This window comes from Duganella hordei (assembly GCF_040369125.1).
GTDB lineage: Bacteria > Pseudomonadota > Gammaproteobacteria > Burkholderiales > Burkholderiaceae_D > Rugamonas > Rugamonas hordei.
In genome coordinates, this window is sequence record NZ_BPWI01000011.1 from 121411 (window position 1) to 139652 (window position 18242).

General features: G+C 65.2%; 21 protein-coding genes. 16 read left to right on the forward strand and 5 right to left on the reverse strand.

The genetic code is table 11. The features are described from left to right. The first annotated feature begins 360 nt into the window (after positions 1-360). The 3 genes from mscL to ABWW33_RS23015 are packed head-to-tail and all read left to right on the forward strand — an operon-like array spanning position 361 to position 2708. Positions 361-798: a large conductance mechanosensitive channel protein MscL gene (mscL, locus tag ABWW33_RS23005; protein ID WP_353403903.1), complete on the forward strand. Its 438-nt coding sequence runs from the start codon at positions 361-363 to the stop codon at positions 796-798. 37 nt (positions 799-835) lie between these two features. Further along, a complete protein-coding gene (locus tag ABWW33_RS23010; protein WP_176652985.1) occupies positions 836-2005 on the forward strand; it encodes a Do family serine endopeptidase in 1170 nt (389 codons plus the stop codon). 10 nt (positions 2006-2015) lie between these two features. Next, positions 2016-2708, forward strand: coding sequence for a DUF2461 domain-containing protein (locus tag ABWW33_RS23015; RefSeq protein ID WP_353403904.1), 693 nt, complete (start codon positions 2016-2018; stop codon positions 2706-2708). A 22-nt stretch (positions 2709-2730) separates the two neighbouring features. Here ABWW33_RS23015 and ABWW33_RS23020 read toward each other — a convergent pair whose 3' ends face one another. From ABWW33_RS23020 to ABWW33_RS23040, 5 genes are all read right to left on the reverse strand, one after another. Continuing rightward, the gene (locus ABWW33_RS23020) at positions 2731-3771 is read right to left on the reverse strand and encodes an NAD(P)H-dependent glycerol-3-phosphate dehydrogenase (protein WP_176652983.1); all 1041 of its coding nucleotides are present in this window, start codon (positions 3769-3771) and stop codon (positions 2731-2733) included. 38 nt (positions 3772-3809) lie between these two features. Further along, positions 3810-4253 (reverse strand): SH3 domain-containing protein, encoded by a 444-nt coding sequence (locus ABWW33_RS23025; RefSeq protein ID WP_176652982.1) that lies wholly within the window; start codon positions 4251-4253, stop codon positions 3810-3812. 93 nt (positions 4254-4346) lie between these two features. Further along, positions 4347-4829, reverse strand: a complete 483-nt coding sequence (gene secB, locus ABWW33_RS23030; protein ID WP_176652981.1) for a protein-export chaperone SecB — start codon at positions 4827-4829, stop codon at positions 4347-4349. A 150-nt stretch (positions 4830-4979) separates the two neighbouring features. Beyond that, positions 4980-5240, reverse strand: coding sequence for a glutaredoxin 3 (grxC, locus tag ABWW33_RS23035; protein ID WP_176652980.1), 261 nt, complete (start codon positions 5238-5240; stop codon positions 4980-4982). A gap of 15 nt (positions 5241-5255) precedes the next feature. Continuing rightward, complete coding sequence (locus ABWW33_RS23040; protein WP_176652979.1) at positions 5256-5657, reverse strand: rhodanese-like domain-containing protein; 402 nt, start codon at positions 5655-5657, stop codon at positions 5256-5258. A gap of 107 nt (positions 5658-5764) precedes the next feature. Here ABWW33_RS23040 and gpmA point away from each other — a divergent pair, with 107 nt between their 5' ends. The 13 genes from gpmA (at position 5765) to gspD (ending at position 18239) form a co-directional block, all read left to right on the forward strand. After that, a complete protein-coding gene (gene gpmA, locus ABWW33_RS23045; protein WP_176652978.1) occupies positions 5765-6511 on the forward strand; it encodes a 2,3-diphosphoglycerate-dependent phosphoglycerate mutase in 747 nt (248 codons plus the stop codon). A gap of 48 nt (positions 6512-6559) precedes the next feature. Further along, complete coding sequence (locus ABWW33_RS23050; RefSeq protein ID WP_353403953.1) at positions 6560-8020, forward strand: murein hydrolase activator EnvC family protein; 1461 nt, start codon at positions 6560-6562, stop codon at positions 8018-8020. Between the two features lie 15 nt (positions 8021-8035). After that, complete coding sequence (locus ABWW33_RS23055) at positions 8036-9589, forward strand: S41 family peptidase (RefSeq protein ID WP_176652977.1); 1554 nt, start codon at positions 8036-8038, stop codon at positions 9587-9589. Between the two features lie 28 nt (positions 9590-9617). Beyond that, the gene (locus ABWW33_RS23060) at positions 9618-10373 is read left to right on the forward strand and encodes a HesA/MoeB/ThiF family protein (RefSeq protein WP_353403905.1); all 756 of its coding nucleotides are present in this window, start codon (positions 9618-9620) and stop codon (positions 10371-10373) included. Between the two features lie 114 nt (positions 10374-10487). Further along, complete coding sequence (gspG, locus tag ABWW33_RS23065) at positions 10488-10931, forward strand: type II secretion system major pseudopilin GspG (protein WP_176652975.1); 444 nt, start codon at positions 10488-10490, stop codon at positions 10929-10931. A 29-nt stretch (positions 10932-10960) separates the two neighbouring features. Then, complete coding sequence (locus tag ABWW33_RS23070) at positions 10961-11428, forward strand: GspH/FimT family pseudopilin (protein ID WP_353403906.1); 468 nt, start codon at positions 10961-10963, stop codon at positions 11426-11428. A gap of 1 nt (position 11429) precedes the next feature. Continuing rightward, positions 11430-11810, forward strand: coding sequence for a type II secretion system minor pseudopilin GspI (gene gspI, locus ABWW33_RS23075; protein ID WP_353403907.1), 381 nt, complete (start codon positions 11430-11432; stop codon positions 11808-11810). Next, positions 11807-12400 carry a PulJ/GspJ family protein gene (locus ABWW33_RS23080; protein ID WP_353403908.1) on the forward strand — a complete coding sequence of 198 codons (594 nt, stop codon included), beginning with the start codon at positions 11807-11809 and terminating at the stop codon, positions 12398-12400. Before gspI ends, ABWW33_RS23080 begins: the two co-directional genes overlap by 4 nt. Beyond that, positions 12397-13365 (forward strand): type II secretion system minor pseudopilin GspK, encoded by a 969-nt coding sequence (gspK, locus tag ABWW33_RS23085; RefSeq protein WP_353403909.1) that lies wholly within the window; start codon positions 12397-12399, stop codon positions 13363-13365. The genes ABWW33_RS23080 and gspK overlap by 4 nt, the downstream gene beginning before the upstream one ends. Positions 13366-13416: 51 nt before the next feature. Continuing rightward, positions 13417-14673, forward strand: coding sequence for a type II secretion system protein GspL (gene gspL, locus ABWW33_RS23090; RefSeq protein ID WP_353403910.1), 1257 nt, complete (start codon positions 13417-13419; stop codon positions 14671-14673). Then, complete coding sequence (locus ABWW33_RS23095) at positions 14670-15188, forward strand: type II secretion system protein M (protein ID WP_353403911.1); 519 nt, start codon at positions 14670-14672, stop codon at positions 15186-15188. Before gspL ends, ABWW33_RS23095 begins: the two co-directional genes overlap by 4 nt. Before the next feature lie 16 nt (positions 15189-15204). Further along, on the forward strand, positions 15205-15978 hold the full coding sequence (gene gspN, locus ABWW33_RS23100; protein WP_353403912.1) for a type II secretion system protein N: 774 nt from the start codon (positions 15205-15207) through the stop codon (positions 15976-15978). Positions 15979-15992: 14 nt separating this feature from the next. Then, a complete protein-coding gene (gene gspD, locus ABWW33_RS23105) occupies positions 15993-18239 on the forward strand; it encodes a type II secretion system secretin GspD (RefSeq protein ID WP_353403913.1) in 2247 nt (748 codons plus the stop codon). The last annotated feature ends 3 nt before the right edge of the window (positions 18240-18242 follow it).

An 18242-nucleotide genomic window follows, 5' to 3' on the forward strand; every position in this document is an offset into this window, starting at 1 on the left:
TCAGTCAAAGTGCGAACAAAATCTGAAAACCGCGAACAAAACCTGAAATCTGAAAACTTGTTGAAGCACGAATATAGCTTCTAGCAACCTTAAATTATAAGGTAAGCGTGATACGAATTAAAGCAAAAACGTTGCCGCAATCCCAATTGGGCGGTTTTCCGCACCGTTTTGGGCTTGAAATCTGCCGGGGCCGCCCCCTACTGGCGGACTTTTTACCCGTAATATTGATGCAAGACAAATTTATAGCGTAATTTGCGTTGCCGGTGCGCAAAGGGCAAGCGTGTTTGGAATCCAATTGAAAAAATAGTATGATCCAGACGCGGTTTTGTTCACAATTGACCACACAGCGGGGATGAGAAAATGTCAATGATGCAGGAATTTAAAGAATTCGCGATGAAGGGCAATGTGGTCGACCTCGCGGTGGGTGTGATCATCGGCGGCGCCTTCGGCAAGATCGTCGATTCGCTGGTGGCCGACATCATCATGCCGCCGATCGGCAAGCTGTTCGGCGGGCTGGACTTCGCCAATTACTATCTTCCGCTGAACGGCCAGGCCGCGAACCTGAGCCTGGTCGAGGCGAAAAAACTGGGCGCGGTATGGGCTTACGGTAATTTTGCTACTATCCTGCTGAACTTTGTGATCCTGGCGTTTGTCATCTTCCAGATGGTGCGCCTGATGAACAAGGCGCGCACGCTGAGCCATAAGGAAGATGCGGCGGCCGAAGCGGCGGCGCCACCGCCGCCGACGCCGGAGGATATCGTGCTGCTGCGCGAAATCCGCGACTCCCTGAAGAAATAAACAAGGACGCCGTCCAGCGGACGGCGGGTAGGAAGCTATGCGACGACTCTGGTTATTGTTTGCGCAAACGGTGACCGTCGTACTGGCACTGTATTTTGTCTACGCGGCCGTGGGGCCGGAGCGGCGCGCGCCGGTGCGCCTGCAGCAGATGGGCAACGCCGACCATCCGGCCGTGATGCTGGAGGCGGCGCCCGGCAAGGCGCCGGCCTCTGCGGGCGGTTCCTACCGCGCGGCGGCGGCGCGGGCGATGCCGGCCGTGGTCAACATCATCACCACCAAGACACCCAAGCGCGGCAAGCATCCGCTGCTGCGCGATCCCTTCTTCAAGAAATTCTTCGGCGACCGCGACCATGACGGCGAGAACGACGACGAAGAGTCCAGCCTGGGCTCGGGCGTCATCGTCTCCGGCGAAGGTTACATCCTGACCAACAACCACGTGGTCGAGGCGGCCGACGAGATCGAGGTGGTGCTGGCCGACGGCCGCAAGGCCGCCGCCAAGCTGGTCGGCACCGATCCGGAGACCGACCTGGCGGTGATCAAGATCTCGCTGGAAAAGCTGCCGGTGATCGTGCTGGGCCAGGCCGAGCAGGCGCAGGTCGGCGACGTGGTGCTGGCGATCGGCAATCCGTTCGGCGTCGGCCAGACGGTGACGATGGGCATCATCTCCGCGCTGGGGCGCAACAACCTGCACATCAACCATTTCGAGAATTTCATCCAGACCGACGCCGCCATCAACTTCGGCAATTCCGGCGGCGCGCTGGTGGACGCCAACGGCAACCTGCTCGGCATCAACTCGGCGATCTATTCGCAGACGGGCGGCTCGGTCGGCATCGGCTTCGCGATCCCGGTGTCGACCGCCAAGTCGGTGATGGAGGCCATCATCAAGTCGGGCCACGTGGTGCGCGGCTGGATCGGCGTCGAGACGCAGGAGATCACGCCGGAGCTGGCCACCAGCTTCGGGCTGACGCGCCAGAGCGGCGCCATCATCGCCGGCGTGGTGCGCAACGGCCCGGCCGACAAGGGCGGCATGAAGCCGGGCGACATCCTGCTGTCGGTGGACGACAAGCCGGTCACCGACACCAACGACATGCTCAACGTCATCGCCCAACTCGTTCCGGGCGGAAAAGCTAAAATGCGGGTCTTGCGCAAGAGCCGCGAGACCACGCTGGACATCACGGTCGGCAAGCGACCGGCCGGCGCCAAATAAGGATTACTGAATGCATCTGCGCGACCTGACTCAATTCCTCAAAGAACTGGCGGACAACAACAACCGTCCATGGTTCATCATGAACAAACCGCGCTACGACATCCTGCGCGAAGAATTCCTGCAGGTGGTGACGGAGATGATCGCCGAACTGGGCAAGTTCGATCCGGCCGTCAAGTTCAGCAATCCGAAGAAGGCGATGTTCCGCATCAACCGCGACGTGCGTTTCGCGCATGACAAGAGCCCGTACAAGACGCGCTTTTCGGCGGCGGTGGCGCCGAACGACATGCGCCGGCCGAGCAAGGCGGGCGGGCCGACCTACTACATGCAGATCGACGGCTCCGGCCGCATGCTGTTCGGCGCCGGCGAATACATGCCGCCGGCATCGCGCCTGAAGGCGCTGCGCCAGCACATGGTCGACGACGCGGCCGGCTTCAGCAAGGTATTGAAGAACAAGAAGCTGAAAGCGACCTACGGCGACATCCAGAACGAAGGCAAGCTGATGCGGCCGCCGAAAGGTTTCGACCCCGAGCACCAGCACATCGAGTACATCAAGCTGAAGAGTTTCTTCGTGTGGACTGAGATCGACCTGCCGCTGAACAAGCCGGAACTGCTGGTGCCGACGCTGGCCGCTGGCCTCAAGGATGCCTTCCCGCTGGTCCAGTGGATGCGGGAAGCCAAAGAAGAAGTGGGAGAGGAAGAGTAAGTTTAACTTGGCTTAGCTTAACTTAGCGCTTCACTTTTTCATCGCGCGGGTCGCGCGACAGCAGGCGGGCCACCATCGCTTGCGGCTGGTCGCCGTCGAACAGCACGCCGGCCACCGCGTTGGTGATCGGCATGTCGACGCCCAGGTTGGCCGCCAGCTCGCGCACCGCCTTCGAGCACGGCACGCCTTCGGCCACATGGCCCAGCTCCTGCACGATGGTGTCCAGCGCCTTGCCCTGCGCCAGCCCGAGGCCGACGCGGCGGTTGCGCGACAAATCGCCGGTGCAGGTCAGGATCAAATCGCCCATGCCGGTCAGGCCCATGAAGGTTTCGGTCTGGCCGCCCAAGGTGGTGCCGAGCCGGGTGATTTCCGCCAGCCCGCGCGTGATCAGCGCGGCGCGGGCGTTCAGGCCCAGCCCCAGCCCGTCGGCCACGCCGGTGGCGATGGCCAGCACGTTCTTCACCGCGCCGCCCACTTCCACGCCAACCAGGTCTTCGCTGGAATACACGCGCAGGTTGCCGCCGTGAACCGTCGCCACCACGCAGTCGCGCAGCGCCGCCGAGCTCGAGGCGATCGTCAGTGCGCACGGCAGGCCGCGCGCCACTTCCTGCGCGAACGACGGGCCGGACAAGGCGCCACCCGCCACGCCGGGCCCCAGCACTTCGCGCACGATCTGGTGCGGCAGCAGGCCGGTGCCGTATTCGAAACCCTTGCACAGCCACACCACGTTGGGAATGGTCCGCCCCTTGAGCGATTCCAGCAGCGGACGCAGGCCCGCCACCGGGCAGGCCGCGATCAGCAGGCTGTCCGGAGCGGCCACGTGGGCCAGCGCGGCGTCGAAACCGGCGGCCACGTTCAGGCCGGGCGGAAATGGATAGCCGGGCAGGTATTCGGTGTTTTCGCGGACGCGGCCCATTTCCTGCAGGGCGGCGTCGTTGCGGCCCCACAGCAGCACGTCATGACGCTGGGCCAAGGCCATGGCGACAGCGGTACCCCAGGCGCCCGCGCCCAGCACGGCCACCTTGCGGACTGCTGCCGCGGGTTTGTTTTGATGTTCTTGCATGGGACCTCATTCAGTGCCGGATGGCACTGCTACGGCAATTATATGCCCCAGACTTCGGAATTCTTGACGTAACCGACCAGGCCGTCGCGATGACGCACCTTGAGCCAGCCGCCGGCGGCCGCTTCGGTCACTTCCAGCAGCACGCCCTTGTCGGCGGTGAACACGGCGGCGGCGCTGTCGTCCGGCGTGGCGCGGATCTTCAGGTTGGGCGTGCGGATGATGACGTTGCGCTTGGCGGTCAGGCCCTTGGCCTCGGTCCACGCCAGTTCGCCGTTGACGTCGCGCACTTTCAGCCAGTCGCCGTAGGCCAGCACCACTTCCAGCGGCGCGCCGCGCGGCACGACAAACAGCTTGCCGCCCTTGGTCGATGGAGCGTCGTACAGGATGACCGGTGCGGAGCCCACCGTCTTGAAGTCGAACGCGTGGCTGCCGGCTGCTGCCAGCATCATGGTCAGACCTGCGATCAAACGGGGAAGAGTCATGGAATTACCTTGCAGGGGGACAGCGCAAACGCATGTCGGGTGATGCAGCTGCCGGACATGGCGTCCGGCAGCCAGGGTATTGCTTGCTACAACTTAGTGCGTGGTGGCGCCGTCGGCGGCGGCTGGTGCGGCGGCTGCCGCGTCAGCGATCGCTTGCATGCGCTGCTGGTAGAACACCTCGAAGTTGATCTCGGCCAGGTGCACTGGTGGGAAACCGGCACGGGTGATCACGTCGGCGATGTTGGCGCGCAGGTAAGGGTAGACGATGTTCGGGCAGCCGATACCCAGCAGCGGATCCAGTTGATCGGCAGGGATATTGCGGGCTTCGAAGATGCCGGCTTGCTTGCCTTCAACCAGGAATGCGACTTTGTCTTTGACTTTGGCGGTCACGGTGATGGTGACGGTCGATTCGAACACGCCATCGGCCAGCGGCTCGGCGCCTACGTCCAGCGCTACTTCGATGGTTGGCGCTTCCTGTTCCAGGAAGATTGCTGGGGAATTCGGTTGTTCCAGCGACATGTCTTTCAGGTAGACGCGTTGGATTTGGAATACTGGTTGCAGGTTTTCGTCAGACATGGAACGCTTTCGTTATAGTGAAAACGAGCGGCACGGGCCGCTCAAATAAGTTTGCTTTAAATAGGCTCAAATCAAACGCGAGGGCAATTGTATCAAAACCATTATGGTTTCCAAGGATTTCCGCCGCCCTCACGTTGTATTTGGGGTTCGTTAGCCATTTAACAAGGGTGACAGGCCACCGGCTTGATCCAGCGCATACAAATCATCGAAACCGCCGACATGGGTGTCGCCGATATAGATTTGCGGCACGGTGCGGCGGCCGGTCTTTTGCATCATCAACATGCGCTGTTCCGGGTCCAGGTCGACGCGGATCTTTTCCAGGCCGGTCACGCCCTTGGCTTCAAGCAGGCGCTCGGCGCGCACGCAGTACGGGCAAACGGCGGTGGTGTACATGATTACACGGGCAGTCATCAGGCATTCTCCCTGTTATTTAGCCAACGGCAGGCCGGCTTTTTGCCATGCAGCAATGCCGCCGTCCAGGTTGACCACATCGGCGAAGCCGGCCTTGGCCAGTTTAGCAGCGGCCGACGAAGCACGCGCGCCACTCTGGCAGACCACGATGATGCTCTTGCTCTTGAACTTGTCCAGTTCGCCGATGCGGGTGGACAAGTCGCCCAGTGGAATATTCTTGGCTTCCGGCAAGTGACCAGCGGCGAATTCCTTGGCGTCGCGTACGTCTACAATGGTGGCTTTGCCGCGGTTAATCAACAGCGTCACCTCTTGCGCGCTGGCGCGTTTGCCGCGCTGGGTCAGTACCGGCCACAGCAGGGCGCCGCCCGACAACACGACGATGGCGATGATGAAAATATTGTCAATGAAGAATTTCACAGGGTTCCAATGGTTTAAGTCAATCCGCGCATTATAAAATAGAAGCTGCAAGAGTTCTCGCAACACCGGTTTTTAGTCCCGTTCACTCCTTTTTGAAGATAGTTCACATGTATAAAATCGTATTCATGCGCCATGGCGAATCCACCTGGAATCTTTCGAATCGCTTCACCGGCTGGACCGACGTGGACCTGACCGCGAAGGGCATCAGCGAAGCCAAGGCGGCCGGCAAGGTGCTGAAAGAGTCAGGTTACACCTTCGACCTGGCCTACACCTCGGTGCTCAAGCGCGCCGTGCGCACGCTGTGGCTGGCGCTGGACGAGATGGACATGATGTACCTGCCGATCAAGAACGACTGGCGCCTGAACGAGCGTCACTACGGCGCGCTGCAGGGCCTGGACAAGGGCGAAACCGCCGCCAAGTACGGCGACGAGCAGGTGCTGGTATGGCGCCGCAGCTACGACACGCCGCCGCCGCCGCTGGACGCCAACGACGACCGCGCCTCGTACAACGACCCGCGCTACGCCGGCCTGGACAAGGCGCAGATCCCGCTGACCGAATGCCTGAAGGACACCGTGGCCCGCGTGATGCCGGCGTGGGACGAGGAAATCGCCCCGGCCATCCGCGCCGGCAAGAAAATCATCATCTCGGCCCACGGCAACAGCCTGCGCGCGCTGATCAAGATGCTCGACGGCATCAGCGACAACGACATCGTCGGCCTCAACATCCCGAACGGCCAGCCGCTGGTGTACGAGCTGGACGAGAACCTGAAACCGATCCGTCACTACTACCTCGGCGACGCCGACGCGATCGCCGCCGCCCAGGCCGCCGTCGCCAACCAGGGCAAGGCCAAGTAGTTGTCGCATTCTTCATTCCGGAAATGGCGTGGCGCAAGCGTCACGTTGATGTTGATGGCCGCGTTGGGCGGGCCGGCACACGCCGCCCAGTTCGGCAAGACCACCGAGCGCAGCAAGCAGAAAGCGGCGGCCGAGGCCGAGCGCGCCGGCTTGCAGCAAAAGCTCAGCGCGCTCAAGAAGGACATCGGCAAGACCGAAAGCGCCAAGGACGACGCGGCCGATACGCTGGCCGAGTCCGAACAGGCGATTTCGGACGCCAACCGTTCGCTGCGCGACCTGGCGCAGGAGCAGGGCGACACCAACACCCGGCTGCAGCAGCTGTCGGCCGAGCACGACCGGCTGGCGGCCACGGTCGCCCAGCAAAAGCAGCAGCTGGCCAAGCTGCTGCGCGATCAATATGTCGCCGGCAATGAAGACCGCATCAAACTGCTGCTGTCCGGGGACAACCCGAACCGCATCAACCGCGACCTGCAGATGATGGCCTATGTGTCGCAGGCCCAGGCGCGCCTGCTCGATTCGCTGCGCGCCAACCTGAAGGCGGTCGAGGTCAACCAGGCCGCGGCGCAGAACGCCAAGGACGAGCTGCAGGAAATCGCCGAGGAAGAACTGCAGCAGAAAGCCAGGCTGGAGCAGGAAAAAGGCCGTCGCGCCGAGCTGCTGGCCTCGCTGTCGAAAAAACTGGTGGCCCAGCGCAAGGAAGCCGGCAACGTCGAGCGCGACGAAAAGCGCATGGCCGGTCTGGTCGACAAGCTGGCCAAGCTGATCGAGGAGCAGGCGATCGCCGCCGCCGCCGAGAAGAAGCGCCAGGAACAACTGGCCGCCGCCCGCGCCGAGGCCAAAGCCAAGGCCGAAGCCGAGGCGCGCGCCCAGGCCCGGGCCAAGGCCGCCGCCGAAGCGGAGCGCCAGCGCCTGGCCAAGGCCAACGGCGCCAAGTCCGGCACGATCAAGCCGCAGCAACCGCAGCCGGCCAAGTCCGACGCGATCGACGCCGACGAATCGAAAGTGGCGCAGCAAAAGCCGGAGGGGGCGCCGAAGTCCGCCCCGGCGCCGGCCCCGCGCGACGAAAAACCGGCCGCGCCGGCAGACATCGCGCTGGCGCCGGCCGCACCGGCCGGCGCCTTCGCCGCCCAGAAAGGCCAGCTGCGCGCGCCCGTCACCGGCAAGGTCGCCGCCAAGTTCGGCACCAAGCGCGGCGACGGCCCGAGCTGGAAGGGCGTCTTCATCCGCGCCGCCGAGGGTTCGGACGTGCGCGCCGTGGCCGCCGGCCGGGTGGTGTTTGCCGAATGGCTGCGCGGCTTCGGCAACCTGATCATCGTCGACCACGGCGGCCAGTACATGAGTATTTACGGCAATAACCAGGCGCTGCTGAAACGGGCCGGCGACATCGTCAAGGCCGGCGACCCGATCGCCAGCGCGGGTAACAGCGGCGGCAACGAGGAATCGGGGCTATACTTTGAACTTCGCCATCAGGGCACGGCATTCGATCCGGCTGGCTGGATCAAGTTTTAAGGTTCGCGGAAAAACATGGGCAACAAAGTCAAGAGCATCGGCCTGATCGGCCTCGGTATGGTGGCCGGTGTGGCCGCCTCCTTGCAGTTTTCCGCCATCGCGCAAAAAGTCACCGGCTCGCCGCTGCCGCTGGAGGAACTGCGGCAGCTGTCCGACGTGTTCGGCCTGATCAAGTCCGACTACGTTGAAAACGTCGACGACAAGAAGCTGCTGACGGAAGCCATTTCCGGCATGGTCGCCTCGCTCGATCCGCATTCGGTCTACCTGGATAAAAAAGCCTTCCGCGAAATGCGCGAGACCGTGGCCGGCAAATTCGTCGGCATCGGCGTCGAAGTCGGCATGGAAGACGGCTACATCAAGGTCGTCTCGCCGATCGAGGATTCGCCCGCCTTCAAGGCCGGCATCAAGACCGGCGACCTGATCACCCGCATCGACGGCACGCCGATCAAGGGCATGTCGCTCGACGAAAGCGTCAAGAAGATGCGCGGCGAGCCGCACTCCAAGGTCACCGTCACCATCAGCCGCAAGGACGAGGACAAGCCCATCATCCTGTCCATCCTGCGCGAGGAAATCCGCGTCCAGAGCGTCAAGGCCAAGATCGTCGAGCCGGGCTACGCGTGGCTGCGCATCTCGCAGTTCCAGGAGCCGACCGTCGAAGACATGGCCAAGAAGATCGCCGCGCTATACGCGCAGGACCCGCACATCAAGGGCCTGGTGCTCGACCTGCGCAACGATCCGGGCGGCGTGGTGCCGGGCGCGATCGGTGTCTCGGCCGCCTTCCTGCCCAAGGATTCGGTGATCGTCTCGACCAACGGCCAGCTGCTCGACTCCAAGCAGACCTTCTACGGCCGCAGCGAGTTCTACTCGGTGCGCGGCAAGAACGACCCGCTGGCCAAGCTGCCGGCCGCGCTGAAAGATGTGCCGATGGTGGTGCTGGTCAACGCCGGTTCGGCGTCGGCATCGGAAATCGTCGCCGGCGCGCTGCAGGACTACAAGCGCGCCACCATCATGGGCACGCAGACCTTCGGCAAGGGCTCGGTGCAGACGCTGCGCCAGCTCACCGCCGACACCGCCGTCAAGCTGACCACCGCGCGCTACTACACGCCGCACAACCGTTCGATCCAGGCGCGCGGCATCGTGCCCGACCTGATGGTCGACGAAACCGCCGACGGCGACGGCTTGAACAGCCTGCGCGTGCGCGAAGCCGATCTGCAAAAGCACCTGGGCAACGACAAGGATCCGGAAGCCGACGGCGCCGTCAAGAAGGCCCTGAGCGCGCAGCGCGACGAGCTGGAAGACGACCAGCGCCTGTCGGCGCTGGCCAAGAAAGCCAAGCCGGTGGAATTCGGTTCGAAGGACGACTTCCAGCTGGCGCAGGCGATCAACCACTTCAAGGGCTTGCCGGTCAAGCTGTCGAAAGCCGAGGCCACGCCGGCAGCGGGCGGCGGCGAAGTCGGCGAGATCAAGTCGGACAGCAAGACCGATCCGAAACCCGCCGTGACCAAGCCCGACACCAAACCCAAGGCCAGCGAAAAAAAGCCGGCCTTGAAACAGCCGGTGACGCAATAACGGCCACCGCGCCGCCGCGACGAGAACCATGAACGACTCGCAACTGCTGCGCTATTCGCGCCACATCCTGCTCGATGAAATCGGCATCGAAGGCCAGCAAAAGCTGCTGGCCGCGCATGCGCTGGTGATCGGCGCCGGCGGCCTCGGTTCGCCGGCCGCGATGTACCTGGCGTCGGCCGGCGTCGGCCACATCACGCTGGTCGACAACGACACCGTCGACCTGACCAACCTGCAGCGCCAGATCGCCCACACCACCGACCGCGTCGGCCACTCGAAGGCCGAGTCGGCGCGCACCACGCTGCGGCAGATCAATCCCGAGATCGCCATCACCGCGCTGAACGAGCGCGTGGACGACGCCCGCCTGGCCGAACTGGTGGCGCAGGCCGACGTGGTGCTCGACTGCACCGACAACTTCGCCACCCGCCATGCCGTCAACCGCGCCTGCGTCGCGCTGGGCAAGCCGCTGGTGTCCGGCGCCGTGATCCGCTTCGACGGCCAGGTCAGCGTGTTCGATCCGCGCGGCGGCCAGCCCTGCTATTCCTGCCTGTTCCCGCAGGACCAGCAGTTCGAGGATGTGGCCTGTTCCACCATGGGCGTGTTCGCGCCGCTGGTCGGCGTGGTCGGCGCGACGCAGGCGGCCGAAGCGCTGAAGTTGCTGATGGGCGTCGGCAGCTCGCTGGCCGGCCGCCTGATGATGCTCGACGGCCTGCACATGGAATGGACCAGCATCGCCGTCGGCCGCAACGTCGATTGCCCGGTCTGCGCGGCCCTCAGGCGCGACTGAGGCGGCCATCGGGCAAGGTTAGGTAAAGAAGCCTCAAAATTAAGCGCGGTTTAAGCACACCGGCGCATAAATCGTGGCTTATACTCTGCTCTCACTTCAATCTGTTATCAATTTATGAAAAATTACTCCGTTTCCCGTCGTGCCGCGCGTGGTTTTACGCTGATTGAAATCATGGTGGTGGTGGTCATCATGGGCGTGCTGGCCGCGCTGGTCGTGCCCAAGCTGTTGAGCCGCACCGGCGAATCCAAGGTGGCGGCCGCCAAGGTCGATATCGCGACCGTGATGCAGGCGCTGAAACTGTACAAGCTGGACAACCAGCGCTATCCGACCACCGAGCAGGGCCTGCAGGCCCTGCTGACCAAGCCGACCACCGGTCCGGCGGCCAACGGCTGGAAGACTGGCGGCTATCTGGAAAAAATGCCGAAGGACCCTTGGGGCAACCCATACCAGTTCCTGTCGCCGGGCGTGAAGGGCGAGGTCGACGTGTTCTCCTACGGCGCCGACGGCGCGCCGGGCGGCACCGGCGACGATGCCGACATCGGCTCGTGGGAAAACTGATCGCCGACCGCGTACAAGGATAGCCGGACATGGGCGCCGCCCGCGAGCGTGGCTTCACGCTGATCGAGCTGCTGGTGGTGATGGTCATCCTGGGCATCACGCTGGGGCTGGTGTCGCTGAACGCGCTGCCGGGCCAGAAGCAGTCGATGCAGCAGGATGCGCAGCGCATCGCCCTGCTGCTGCAGCTGGCGCGCGACGAGGCCATCGTGCGCAACCGGCAGATCGCCTTCGAGGCCGGGCCGGACGGCTACCGCTTCCTGATCCGCAACGACAAGCAGTGGGACCTGGCGGTGCAGGACGACCTGCTGCGCGAGCGCGAATTCAAGCACGGCCCGGTAACGCTGATGCTGGACCCGCCGCCCAACGTGCCGGACGCGAACCTGCGCATCGTCTTCGGCCGCGAGCCGGTCGACAAGCCCTTTGTGCTGACCATGACCGGCGGCGGCGCCAGCGTCGTCATCCGCGCCGACGGCATCGGCCATTTCACGGTGGACTAGCATGCGGCCTATCAAACAAAGCAAACAAGCCGGATTCACCTTGCTCGAAGTGCTGGTGGCGCTGGTCATCGTCGGCACCGCGCTGGGCGCCTCGCTGCGCGCGGTCGGCAGCCTGACGCAAAACAGCGACGGCCTGCGCGGCGCGATGATGGCCACCTGGTCGGCCGAGAACCGGCTGGTGGCGCTGCGGCTGTCGAAGCAGTTCCCGGCGGTCGGCAAGCAGACCTACGAGTGCCCGCAGGGCGACATGAAGCTGATGTGCGAGGAGGAGGTCATCGCCAGTCCCAACCCGCGCTTCCGCCGGGTCGAGGTCAGCGTGTACGACCAGGCCGTGCCGGAGCGGCGCATCATCAAGCTGGTGCAACTGGTGCTGAACCAATGAAGACCAAGGGTTTCACTCTGGTCGAGCTGCTGGTGGCGATCTCGATCCTGGCCATCGTCGCCGTGCTGGGCTGGCGCGGCCTCGACGGCATCATCCGCTCGCGCGGCGCGCTGACGGCGCAGATGGAACAGACCCGCGGCATGCAGCTGGCCTTCGCGCAGCTGCAGAACGATTGCGAAAACCTGGCCACGTCGACGCTGCTGCACGGCCGCGCCTACCTGCAGGCCGAGAACAACCGCATCACGATGGTGCGCCTGGTGCTGGCCGAGAACGAGCCGTCCAGGCTGGAAGTGGTGGCCTACCGCGTGCGCGACGGCGTGCTGACGCGGCGCGAATCGATCGCCACGCGCGACCTGCAGCAGCTCGACGCGCTGTGGCAGGCCGCCGTCAGCGACGCCGACACCGTGGCCGGCGTGGCGCTGCAGTCGGGCGTGCAGGGCATGACGATGCGCTACTGGATGGCCAGCGGCTGGACCGCCGCCGCCTCGGTCTCGACCGCCACCAACAACCCGTCCGGCATGGAAGTGTCGCTGGCGGTAGAAGGCCAGCAGATACCGATGGTTAAATCCTTCCTGCTGGGGGCGCTATGAAGCTGCGGCGCCAGCGCGGCGTGGCCGTCATCACGGCGCTGCTGCTGACCACGCTGGCGGTGACCATCGTCGCCAGCCTGTTCTGGCAGCAGCAGGTGCAGGTGCGCTCGATGGAGAACCAGCGGCTGCAGCTGCAGACCCGCTGGATCCTGCGCGGCGCGCTCGACCTGAGCCGGCTGGTGCTGTACCAGGACTTCCTCGATTCGCCCAATCTGACGCAGCTCAACGGCATCTGGGCCACGCCGCTGGAAGAGACGCGGCTGGACGACTACATCGAGCGCGAACGCGCCGAAGCGGAAAATTTCAACGCCACGCTGTCCGGCAAGATGATCGACGCCCAGTCGCGTTACAATCTTGCCAACCTGGCCACGCAAAAGCAGGTCGACCAGAAGCAGATGGAGGTGTTCAAGCGGCTGCTGGTCAATCTGCAGCTCGATTCCAACCTGGCGCAGGCGGTGGCCAGCCAGGTGGCCGGTTCGCAGGCGGTGCTGGGGCAGGCGGCGGTGCCGGGCGCGCCGCAGCCGCAGCAGAGCGCCAGCGGGCCGCAGCCGATGGAGCTGGTGCGGGTGGAGGATCTGCTGGCGGTGAGCGGTTTTGCGCCGCAGGCGATCGAGCGCCTGCGCGATTTCATCATCATCCTGCCGTCGGCCGCGCCGACGCCGGTGAACGTGAATACCGCCCCGGCCGAGTTGCTGGCGGCGCTGGTCGACAAACTGTCCCTATCGGACGCGGCGGCAATAGTGAATAATCGCAAGCGCATCTATTTTTTGAACCCGGCGGGCTTCACCAACCTGCCGCAGCTGACGGCGGCCAGTTTGCGGCCGGAAGTGCCGTTCGATGTGAAGAGCAGTTATTTCCTGGCGTATAGCAAGGTGCGGCTGGACCGGGCGGCGCTGGATACCCAGGCCTTGCTGTCACGCGCCGGCAACGGCGTGACATCGGTGGCGTGGATACGGGAAAATTAATGGTATGGATAAAAGCGGTATGGATAAGAGCGTGAACGAAAGCGAGACCCTTTGACTACATTATTGATACGCTATCCGGCCAAGGCCAGCGTCGACAGCGGCGCGGCGCAGACCTGCCCGTACGCGCTGGTCGGCGACGGCGGCAACCTGCTGCAGCAAGGCGCTTCGCCGCTGGGCAACCTGGGCGACTTGGTGGCGTCGGCGCGCCGCGTCACGCTGCTGCTGGCCGCCTCCGACGTGACCTTGCTGCGTGTCGTGGTGCCGCCGCTGTCGGCCGCGCGCCTGAAGGCCGCCTTGCCGGCGCTGGTGGAAGAACAGGTGCTGGGCGATCCGGCCGACTGCGTGCTGGCCGCCGGCCCGGCCGACGCCGAAGGCGCGCGCACGGTGGCGGTGGTGCAGCGCAGCTGGCTGGAGGTGCTGGTCAAGGCCCTGCAGGCGCAGGGCGCGCACAGCATCTCGGCGGTGCCGGCGCAACTGTGCCTGCCGTTCCAGCCGGGTTCCGTGTCGGCCGCGCTGACCACCGGCGACGCCGGCTTCGAACTGATCATGCGCCAGTCGCAGACCATGGGCCTGGGCCTGACCCTGCCGGCGCAGCCGCAGGCGGCGCTGCAAACGCTGCGCGCGCTGGCCGGCGACGAACCGGTCACGCTGTACCTGGCGCCGGCGCAGATGGCGCAGTTCGCGCCGCTGGTGGCGGAGGCCGAATCGGGCCACGGCGTCACTTTGATGGAAGACCACTGGGCGCACTGGGTCGCCGCCTCGCGCAGCGCCGGGCTGGACCTGGCGCCGGCGCTGGGCGCCAGCGGCGCCTCGGCGCGCCGCTGGCAGCGCTGGCGCTGGCCGCTGCGCATCGCCGCGCTGGCGCTGGCGGTCAACGTGGTCGGCCTGAACGTCGAATGGCTGCGCCTCAAGCGCGAGGCCGACGCCGTGCGCGTGGCCATGCTGCAAACCTTCAAGGCCGCCTATCCGAAGGAGGCGGTGATCCTCGATCCGGCGGCGCAGATGCGCAAGAATATCTCGCTGGCCAAGGCCGACGGCGGCCAGCCCGGCGCCGATGAATTCACCGCCCTGAGCGCCGCCTTCGGCGAAGCGCTGAGCGTGCTGCCGCGCAAGGACATCATCGCCACGCTGGAGTACCGCGAGCGCGCGCTGCAGGTCAAGGTCAAGCCGAACACCGTCGACGGCGGCGCCATGGCCCAGCTGCGTTCCGCGCTGGCCGCGCGCAAGCTGGACCTGTCGGAAGCCAATCCCGGCACCTGGCAGATACGCCCGGCCACCGGTACCAGCACAGGCGGAGGAAAATCATGAGCACACCGGCACAAGCACTGCAAGAGTACCGCGGCCGCGCGGCCGCCTTCTGGATGGAACGCACCGAGCAGGAACGCCGCTTCCTCGGCGTCGGCGCCGCCGTGCTGGGACTGGCGCTGTTTTATTCGCTGCTGATTTCGCCGGCGCTGGACGGCCGCACCAAGCTGCGCAAGGAATTGCCGGAGCTGCGCCAGCAGGCGGCGGAGCTGCAGTCGCTGGCGCTGGAGGCGGCCTCGCTGCGGGGCCAGAACACCATCGCGCCGGCGCCGATGACGGGCGAGTCGCTCAAGTCCGGCATGAGCGCGCGCGGCCTGGTGCCGCAATCGGTGGCCATCACCGGCGAATACGCCAAGGTGCAGCTGAACGGCGCGCCGTTCGCCGCCGTCATCACCTGGCTGGACGCGATCCGCAGCGAAAGCCGCATCACGGTGCAGGACGCGAACTTCGTCGCCCAGGACACGGCCGGCATGGTCAACGCCACGCTGACGCTGCACCAGAACGCGGGCGGCCGATGATGCAAAAAGGCCGTCCATGAAGCGCGCCGTGCTATGGTTGCTGACCGTCGCGCTGACGGTGGCGCTGACGCTGGCGGTGTTCTTTCCGGCGGCATGGCTGGGGTCGCTGGTCGAGCAGCGTTCAGGCGGCCGTTTGACGCTGGGGGATGCGCAAGGTACGCTGTGGCGCGGCTCGGCCTTTATCGGCGGCGCGGCCAGCGGCAACAGCCCGGTCACGCCGCTGCTGCCTGGACGCTTCAGCTGGAAGATCTCGCCGCTGGCGCTGGTCGGCATGGTCGACCTGCAGCTGGAGAACAGCGAGGCGCTGGCGCAGCCGGTGACGTTCAAGGGCAGCTGGTCGCAATGGCAATTGAGCCCGTCGGCGCTGCTGCTGCCGGCGGAAGGCCTGGCCGGCCTGGGGGCGCCGCTGAATACGCTGGCGCCCAGCGGCGTCATGCGCCTGTCGTGGACCGCGCTGGAGCTGGTGCTGGCGGACCGTCAGGTCGCCATCAACGGCCGCACCACGCTGGAGATGACCGACATGGGCTCGCGCCTGTCGGCGATCCGGCCGCTGGGCAGTTATGCGCTGGCGCTGGACTGGCACGGCCAGGCTGCTGCGCTGACGCTGAATTCCGTCAAGGGGCCGTTGTTGCTGAGCGGCTCCGGCAATTTGAACAACGGCCGCCTGCAGTTTTCCGGGCAGGCCGAGGCAGCAAAAGGATACGAAGAGCAGCTGGCCAATCTGTTGAATCTGCTGGGCCAGCGCAAACCGGGTAGTGATCGCAACGTCATCGCATTAGAGTTCCATTGATAAAAGCTCAGATAATGAAAAAACAGTCCGTGAACAAAACCAATCTTCCCGCGCTGCGCCGCCTGAGCGCGGGTGCGATGCTGTGTTGCGCCATGGGCGTCGTGCCCGCCACGGCTTTCCTGCTGCCGGTACCGGCGCTGGCCGCGGCCGATGACGCCGCGCTGAACTTTGTCGGCGCCGACATCGAATCGGTGATCAAGGCCGTCGGCCACTACACCAACATCACCTTCGTCATCGACCCGCGCGTCAAGGGCACGCTGACGGTGGTGTCGGAAAAACCGGTGACCAAGTCGCAAGCCTTCAGCCTGCTGACCTCCGCGCTGCGCCTGCAGGGCTACGCCGTCGTCAGCGGCGACGGCTACGCCAAGGTGGTGCCGGAAGCGGACGCCAAGCTGCAGTCCGGGCCGACCCAGGTGGGCTCGGCGCCGACCGCGATCAAGGGCGACCAGATCATCAGCCAGATCTTCCACCTGAATTACGAATCGGCCGCCAACGTGGTCACCGTGCTGCGGCCGCTGATCTCGCCGAACAACACCATCAACGCCAACCCGGGCAACAACAGCGTGGTCGTCACCGACTATGCCGACAACCTGAAGCGGCTGGCGAAAATCGTCGCCGCGCTCGACATGCCGGCCGTGGCCGACGTCGACGTGATCCCGGTGCGCTACGCCATCGCCAGCGACCTGGCGACGATGGTCAACAAGCTGATGGACTCCGGCGCCGGTGCCGGCGGCGGCGACGCCAGCAAGGTCAGCGTGCTGGCCGATCCGCGCACCAACTCGCTGGTGCTGCGCGCGCCGTCGGCGGCGCGCTCCAACCTGGCCAAGTCGCTGATCTCCAAGCTGGACCAGCCGACCCAGGAACTGGGCAACGTGCACGTGGTCTACCTGAAGAACGCCGAAGCGGCCAAGCTGGCGCAGACGCTGCGCTCCGTGATGTCCGGCGACAGCTCGTCCGCCAGCACCATCGGCACCGCCGCCGGCGCCACCGGCCAGCAGGGCCAGGGCCTCGGCGGCCAGAACAGCAATACCGGCAATCAGGGGGGCCTCTCCGGCACCAGCGGCGGCAGCGGCGGTCCGAGCAACCCGCTGCTGACCGGCTCCAGCACGCAGCAGCAGGGCGGCGGCGGTTCGGCGGGCTTCATCCAGGCCGACGCCACCACCAACACGCTGATCATCACCGCGCCGGAATCGGTGTACCGCAACCTGCGCGCCGTGATCGACCAGCTGGACGTGCGCCGCGCGCAGGTCTACATCGAATCGTTGATCGTCGAAGTCACTTCCGACAAGGCATCCGAGTTCGGCGTGCAGTGGGTGGGTGCCACGGGCAACGCCAACAGCACCTACCGCGTGGGCGGCCTGCAGTCGTACGCCACCGGCACCGGCAACAATATCGGCACGCTGGCCACCGGCCTGCTGGGCGCATCCAGCGGGAGCACCACCACCTCGCCGACCCTGCCCGGCGCCGGGCTGTCGATCGGCGTGTTCAAGCAGGTGGCCGGCGGCCTGGGCCTGGGTGCGCTGGCGCACTCGCTGGAAAACGACGGCAACGCCAACATCCTGTCGACGCCGAATATGATCACGCTCGACAACGAACTGGCGACCATCCAGGTCGGCCAGAATGTGCCTATCCTGACCGGCCAGTTCACCACCACGTCCGGCACCAACAGCAATCCGTTCCAGACCATCGACCGCAAGGAAGTGGGGCTGACGCTGAAGGTGCGTCCGCAGATTTCCGAAGGCGGCACGATCAAGATGGCGATCTACCACGAGACGTCAAGCGTCGATCCGTCGTCGCTGAAGAACACCGCTGGCATCACGCTGAACAAGCGCGTGATCGAGAACAACGTCATCGCCGACGACGGCCAGATCATCGTGCTGGGCGGCCTGATCGAAGACACCGAAGGCGACAGCGTGGAAAAGGTGCGCGGCCTGGGCGACATTCCCGTGCTGGGCAACCTGTTCAAGTACCAGACCCGCAGCCGCAAGAAGACCAACCTGATGGTGTTCCTGCGCCCGGTGGTGATCCGCAACAAGGAGCAGAGCACCTCCCTGGCGACCGACCGCTACGACTACATGCGCGGCCAACAGGACGGCATCCTGCCGCCGGATAACATCCTGGTGCGCGACCTGGGCCAGCCGCAACTGCCGACGGTGGTCAACGGCCAGCTGTCGGGCGGCACGGTGACGCGGCCGATTCCGCCGGCGCCGGTGCCGGGCAAGACGCCAGGGTTGGCCGAGCCGGTCAAACCGCAGCAGTGATGA

Bases quoted from the DNA above. Each gene is read 5' to 3' on its own strand.
- mscL (WP_353403903.1), top strand. From the start codon at position 361: ATGTCAATGATGCAGGAATTTAAAGAATTCGCGATGAAGGGCAATGTG.
- ABWW33_RS23010 (WP_176652985.1), top strand. From the start codon at position 836: ATGCGACGACTCTGGTTATTGTTTGCGCAAACGGTGACCGTCGTACTG.
- ABWW33_RS23015 (WP_353403904.1), top strand. From the start codon at position 2,016: ATGCATCTGCGCGACCTGACTCAATTCCTCAAAGAACTGGCGGACAAC.
- ABWW33_RS23020 (WP_176652983.1), bottom strand. From the start codon at position 3,771: ATGCAAGAACATCAAAACAAACCCGCGGCAGCAGTCCGCAAGGTGGCC.
- ABWW33_RS23025 (WP_176652982.1), bottom strand. From the start codon at position 4,253: ATGACTCTTCCCCGTTTGATCGCAGGTCTGACCATGATGCTGGCAGCA.
- secB (WP_176652981.1), bottom strand. From the start codon at position 4,829: ATGTCTGACGAAAACCTGCAACCAGTATTCCAAATCCAACGCGTCTAC.
- grxC (WP_176652980.1), bottom strand. From the start codon at position 5,240: ATGACTGCCCGTGTAATCATGTACACCACCGCCGTTTGCCCGTACTGC.
- gpmA (WP_176652978.1), top strand. From the start codon at position 5,765: ATGTATAAAATCGTATTCATGCGCCATGGCGAATCCACCTGGAATCTT.
- ABWW33_RS23050 (WP_353403953.1), top strand. From the start codon at position 6,560: ATGTTGATGGCCGCGTTGGGCGGGCCGGCACACGCCGCCCAGTTCGGC.
- ABWW33_RS23055 (WP_176652977.1), top strand. From the start codon at position 8,036: ATGGGCAACAAAGTCAAGAGCATCGGCCTGATCGGCCTCGGTATGGTG.
- ABWW33_RS23060 (WP_353403905.1), top strand. From the start codon at position 9,618: ATGAACGACTCGCAACTGCTGCGCTATTCGCGCCACATCCTGCTCGAT.
- gspG (WP_176652975.1), top strand. From the start codon at position 10,488: ATGAAAAATTACTCCGTTTCCCGTCGTGCCGCGCGTGGTTTTACGCTG.
- ABWW33_RS23070 (WP_353403906.1), top strand. From the start codon at position 10,961: ATGGGCGCCGCCCGCGAGCGTGGCTTCACGCTGATCGAGCTGCTGGTG.
- gspI (WP_353403907.1), top strand. From the start codon at position 11,430: ATGCGGCCTATCAAACAAAGCAAACAAGCCGGATTCACCTTGCTCGAA.
- ABWW33_RS23080 (WP_353403908.1), top strand. From the start codon at position 11,807: ATGAAGACCAAGGGTTTCACTCTGGTCGAGCTGCTGGTGGCGATCTCG.
- gspK (WP_353403909.1), top strand. From the start codon at position 12,397: ATGAAGCTGCGGCGCCAGCGCGGCGTGGCCGTCATCACGGCGCTGCTG.
- ABWW33_RS23095 (WP_353403911.1), top strand. From the start codon at position 14,670: ATGAGCACACCGGCACAAGCACTGCAAGAGTACCGCGGCCGCGCGGCC.
- gspN (WP_353403912.1), top strand. From the start codon at position 15,205: ATGAAGCGCGCCGTGCTATGGTTGCTGACCGTCGCGCTGACGGTGGCG.
- gspD (WP_353403913.1), top strand. From the start codon at position 15,993: ATGAAAAAACAGTCCGTGAACAAAACCAATCTTCCCGCGCTGCGCCGC.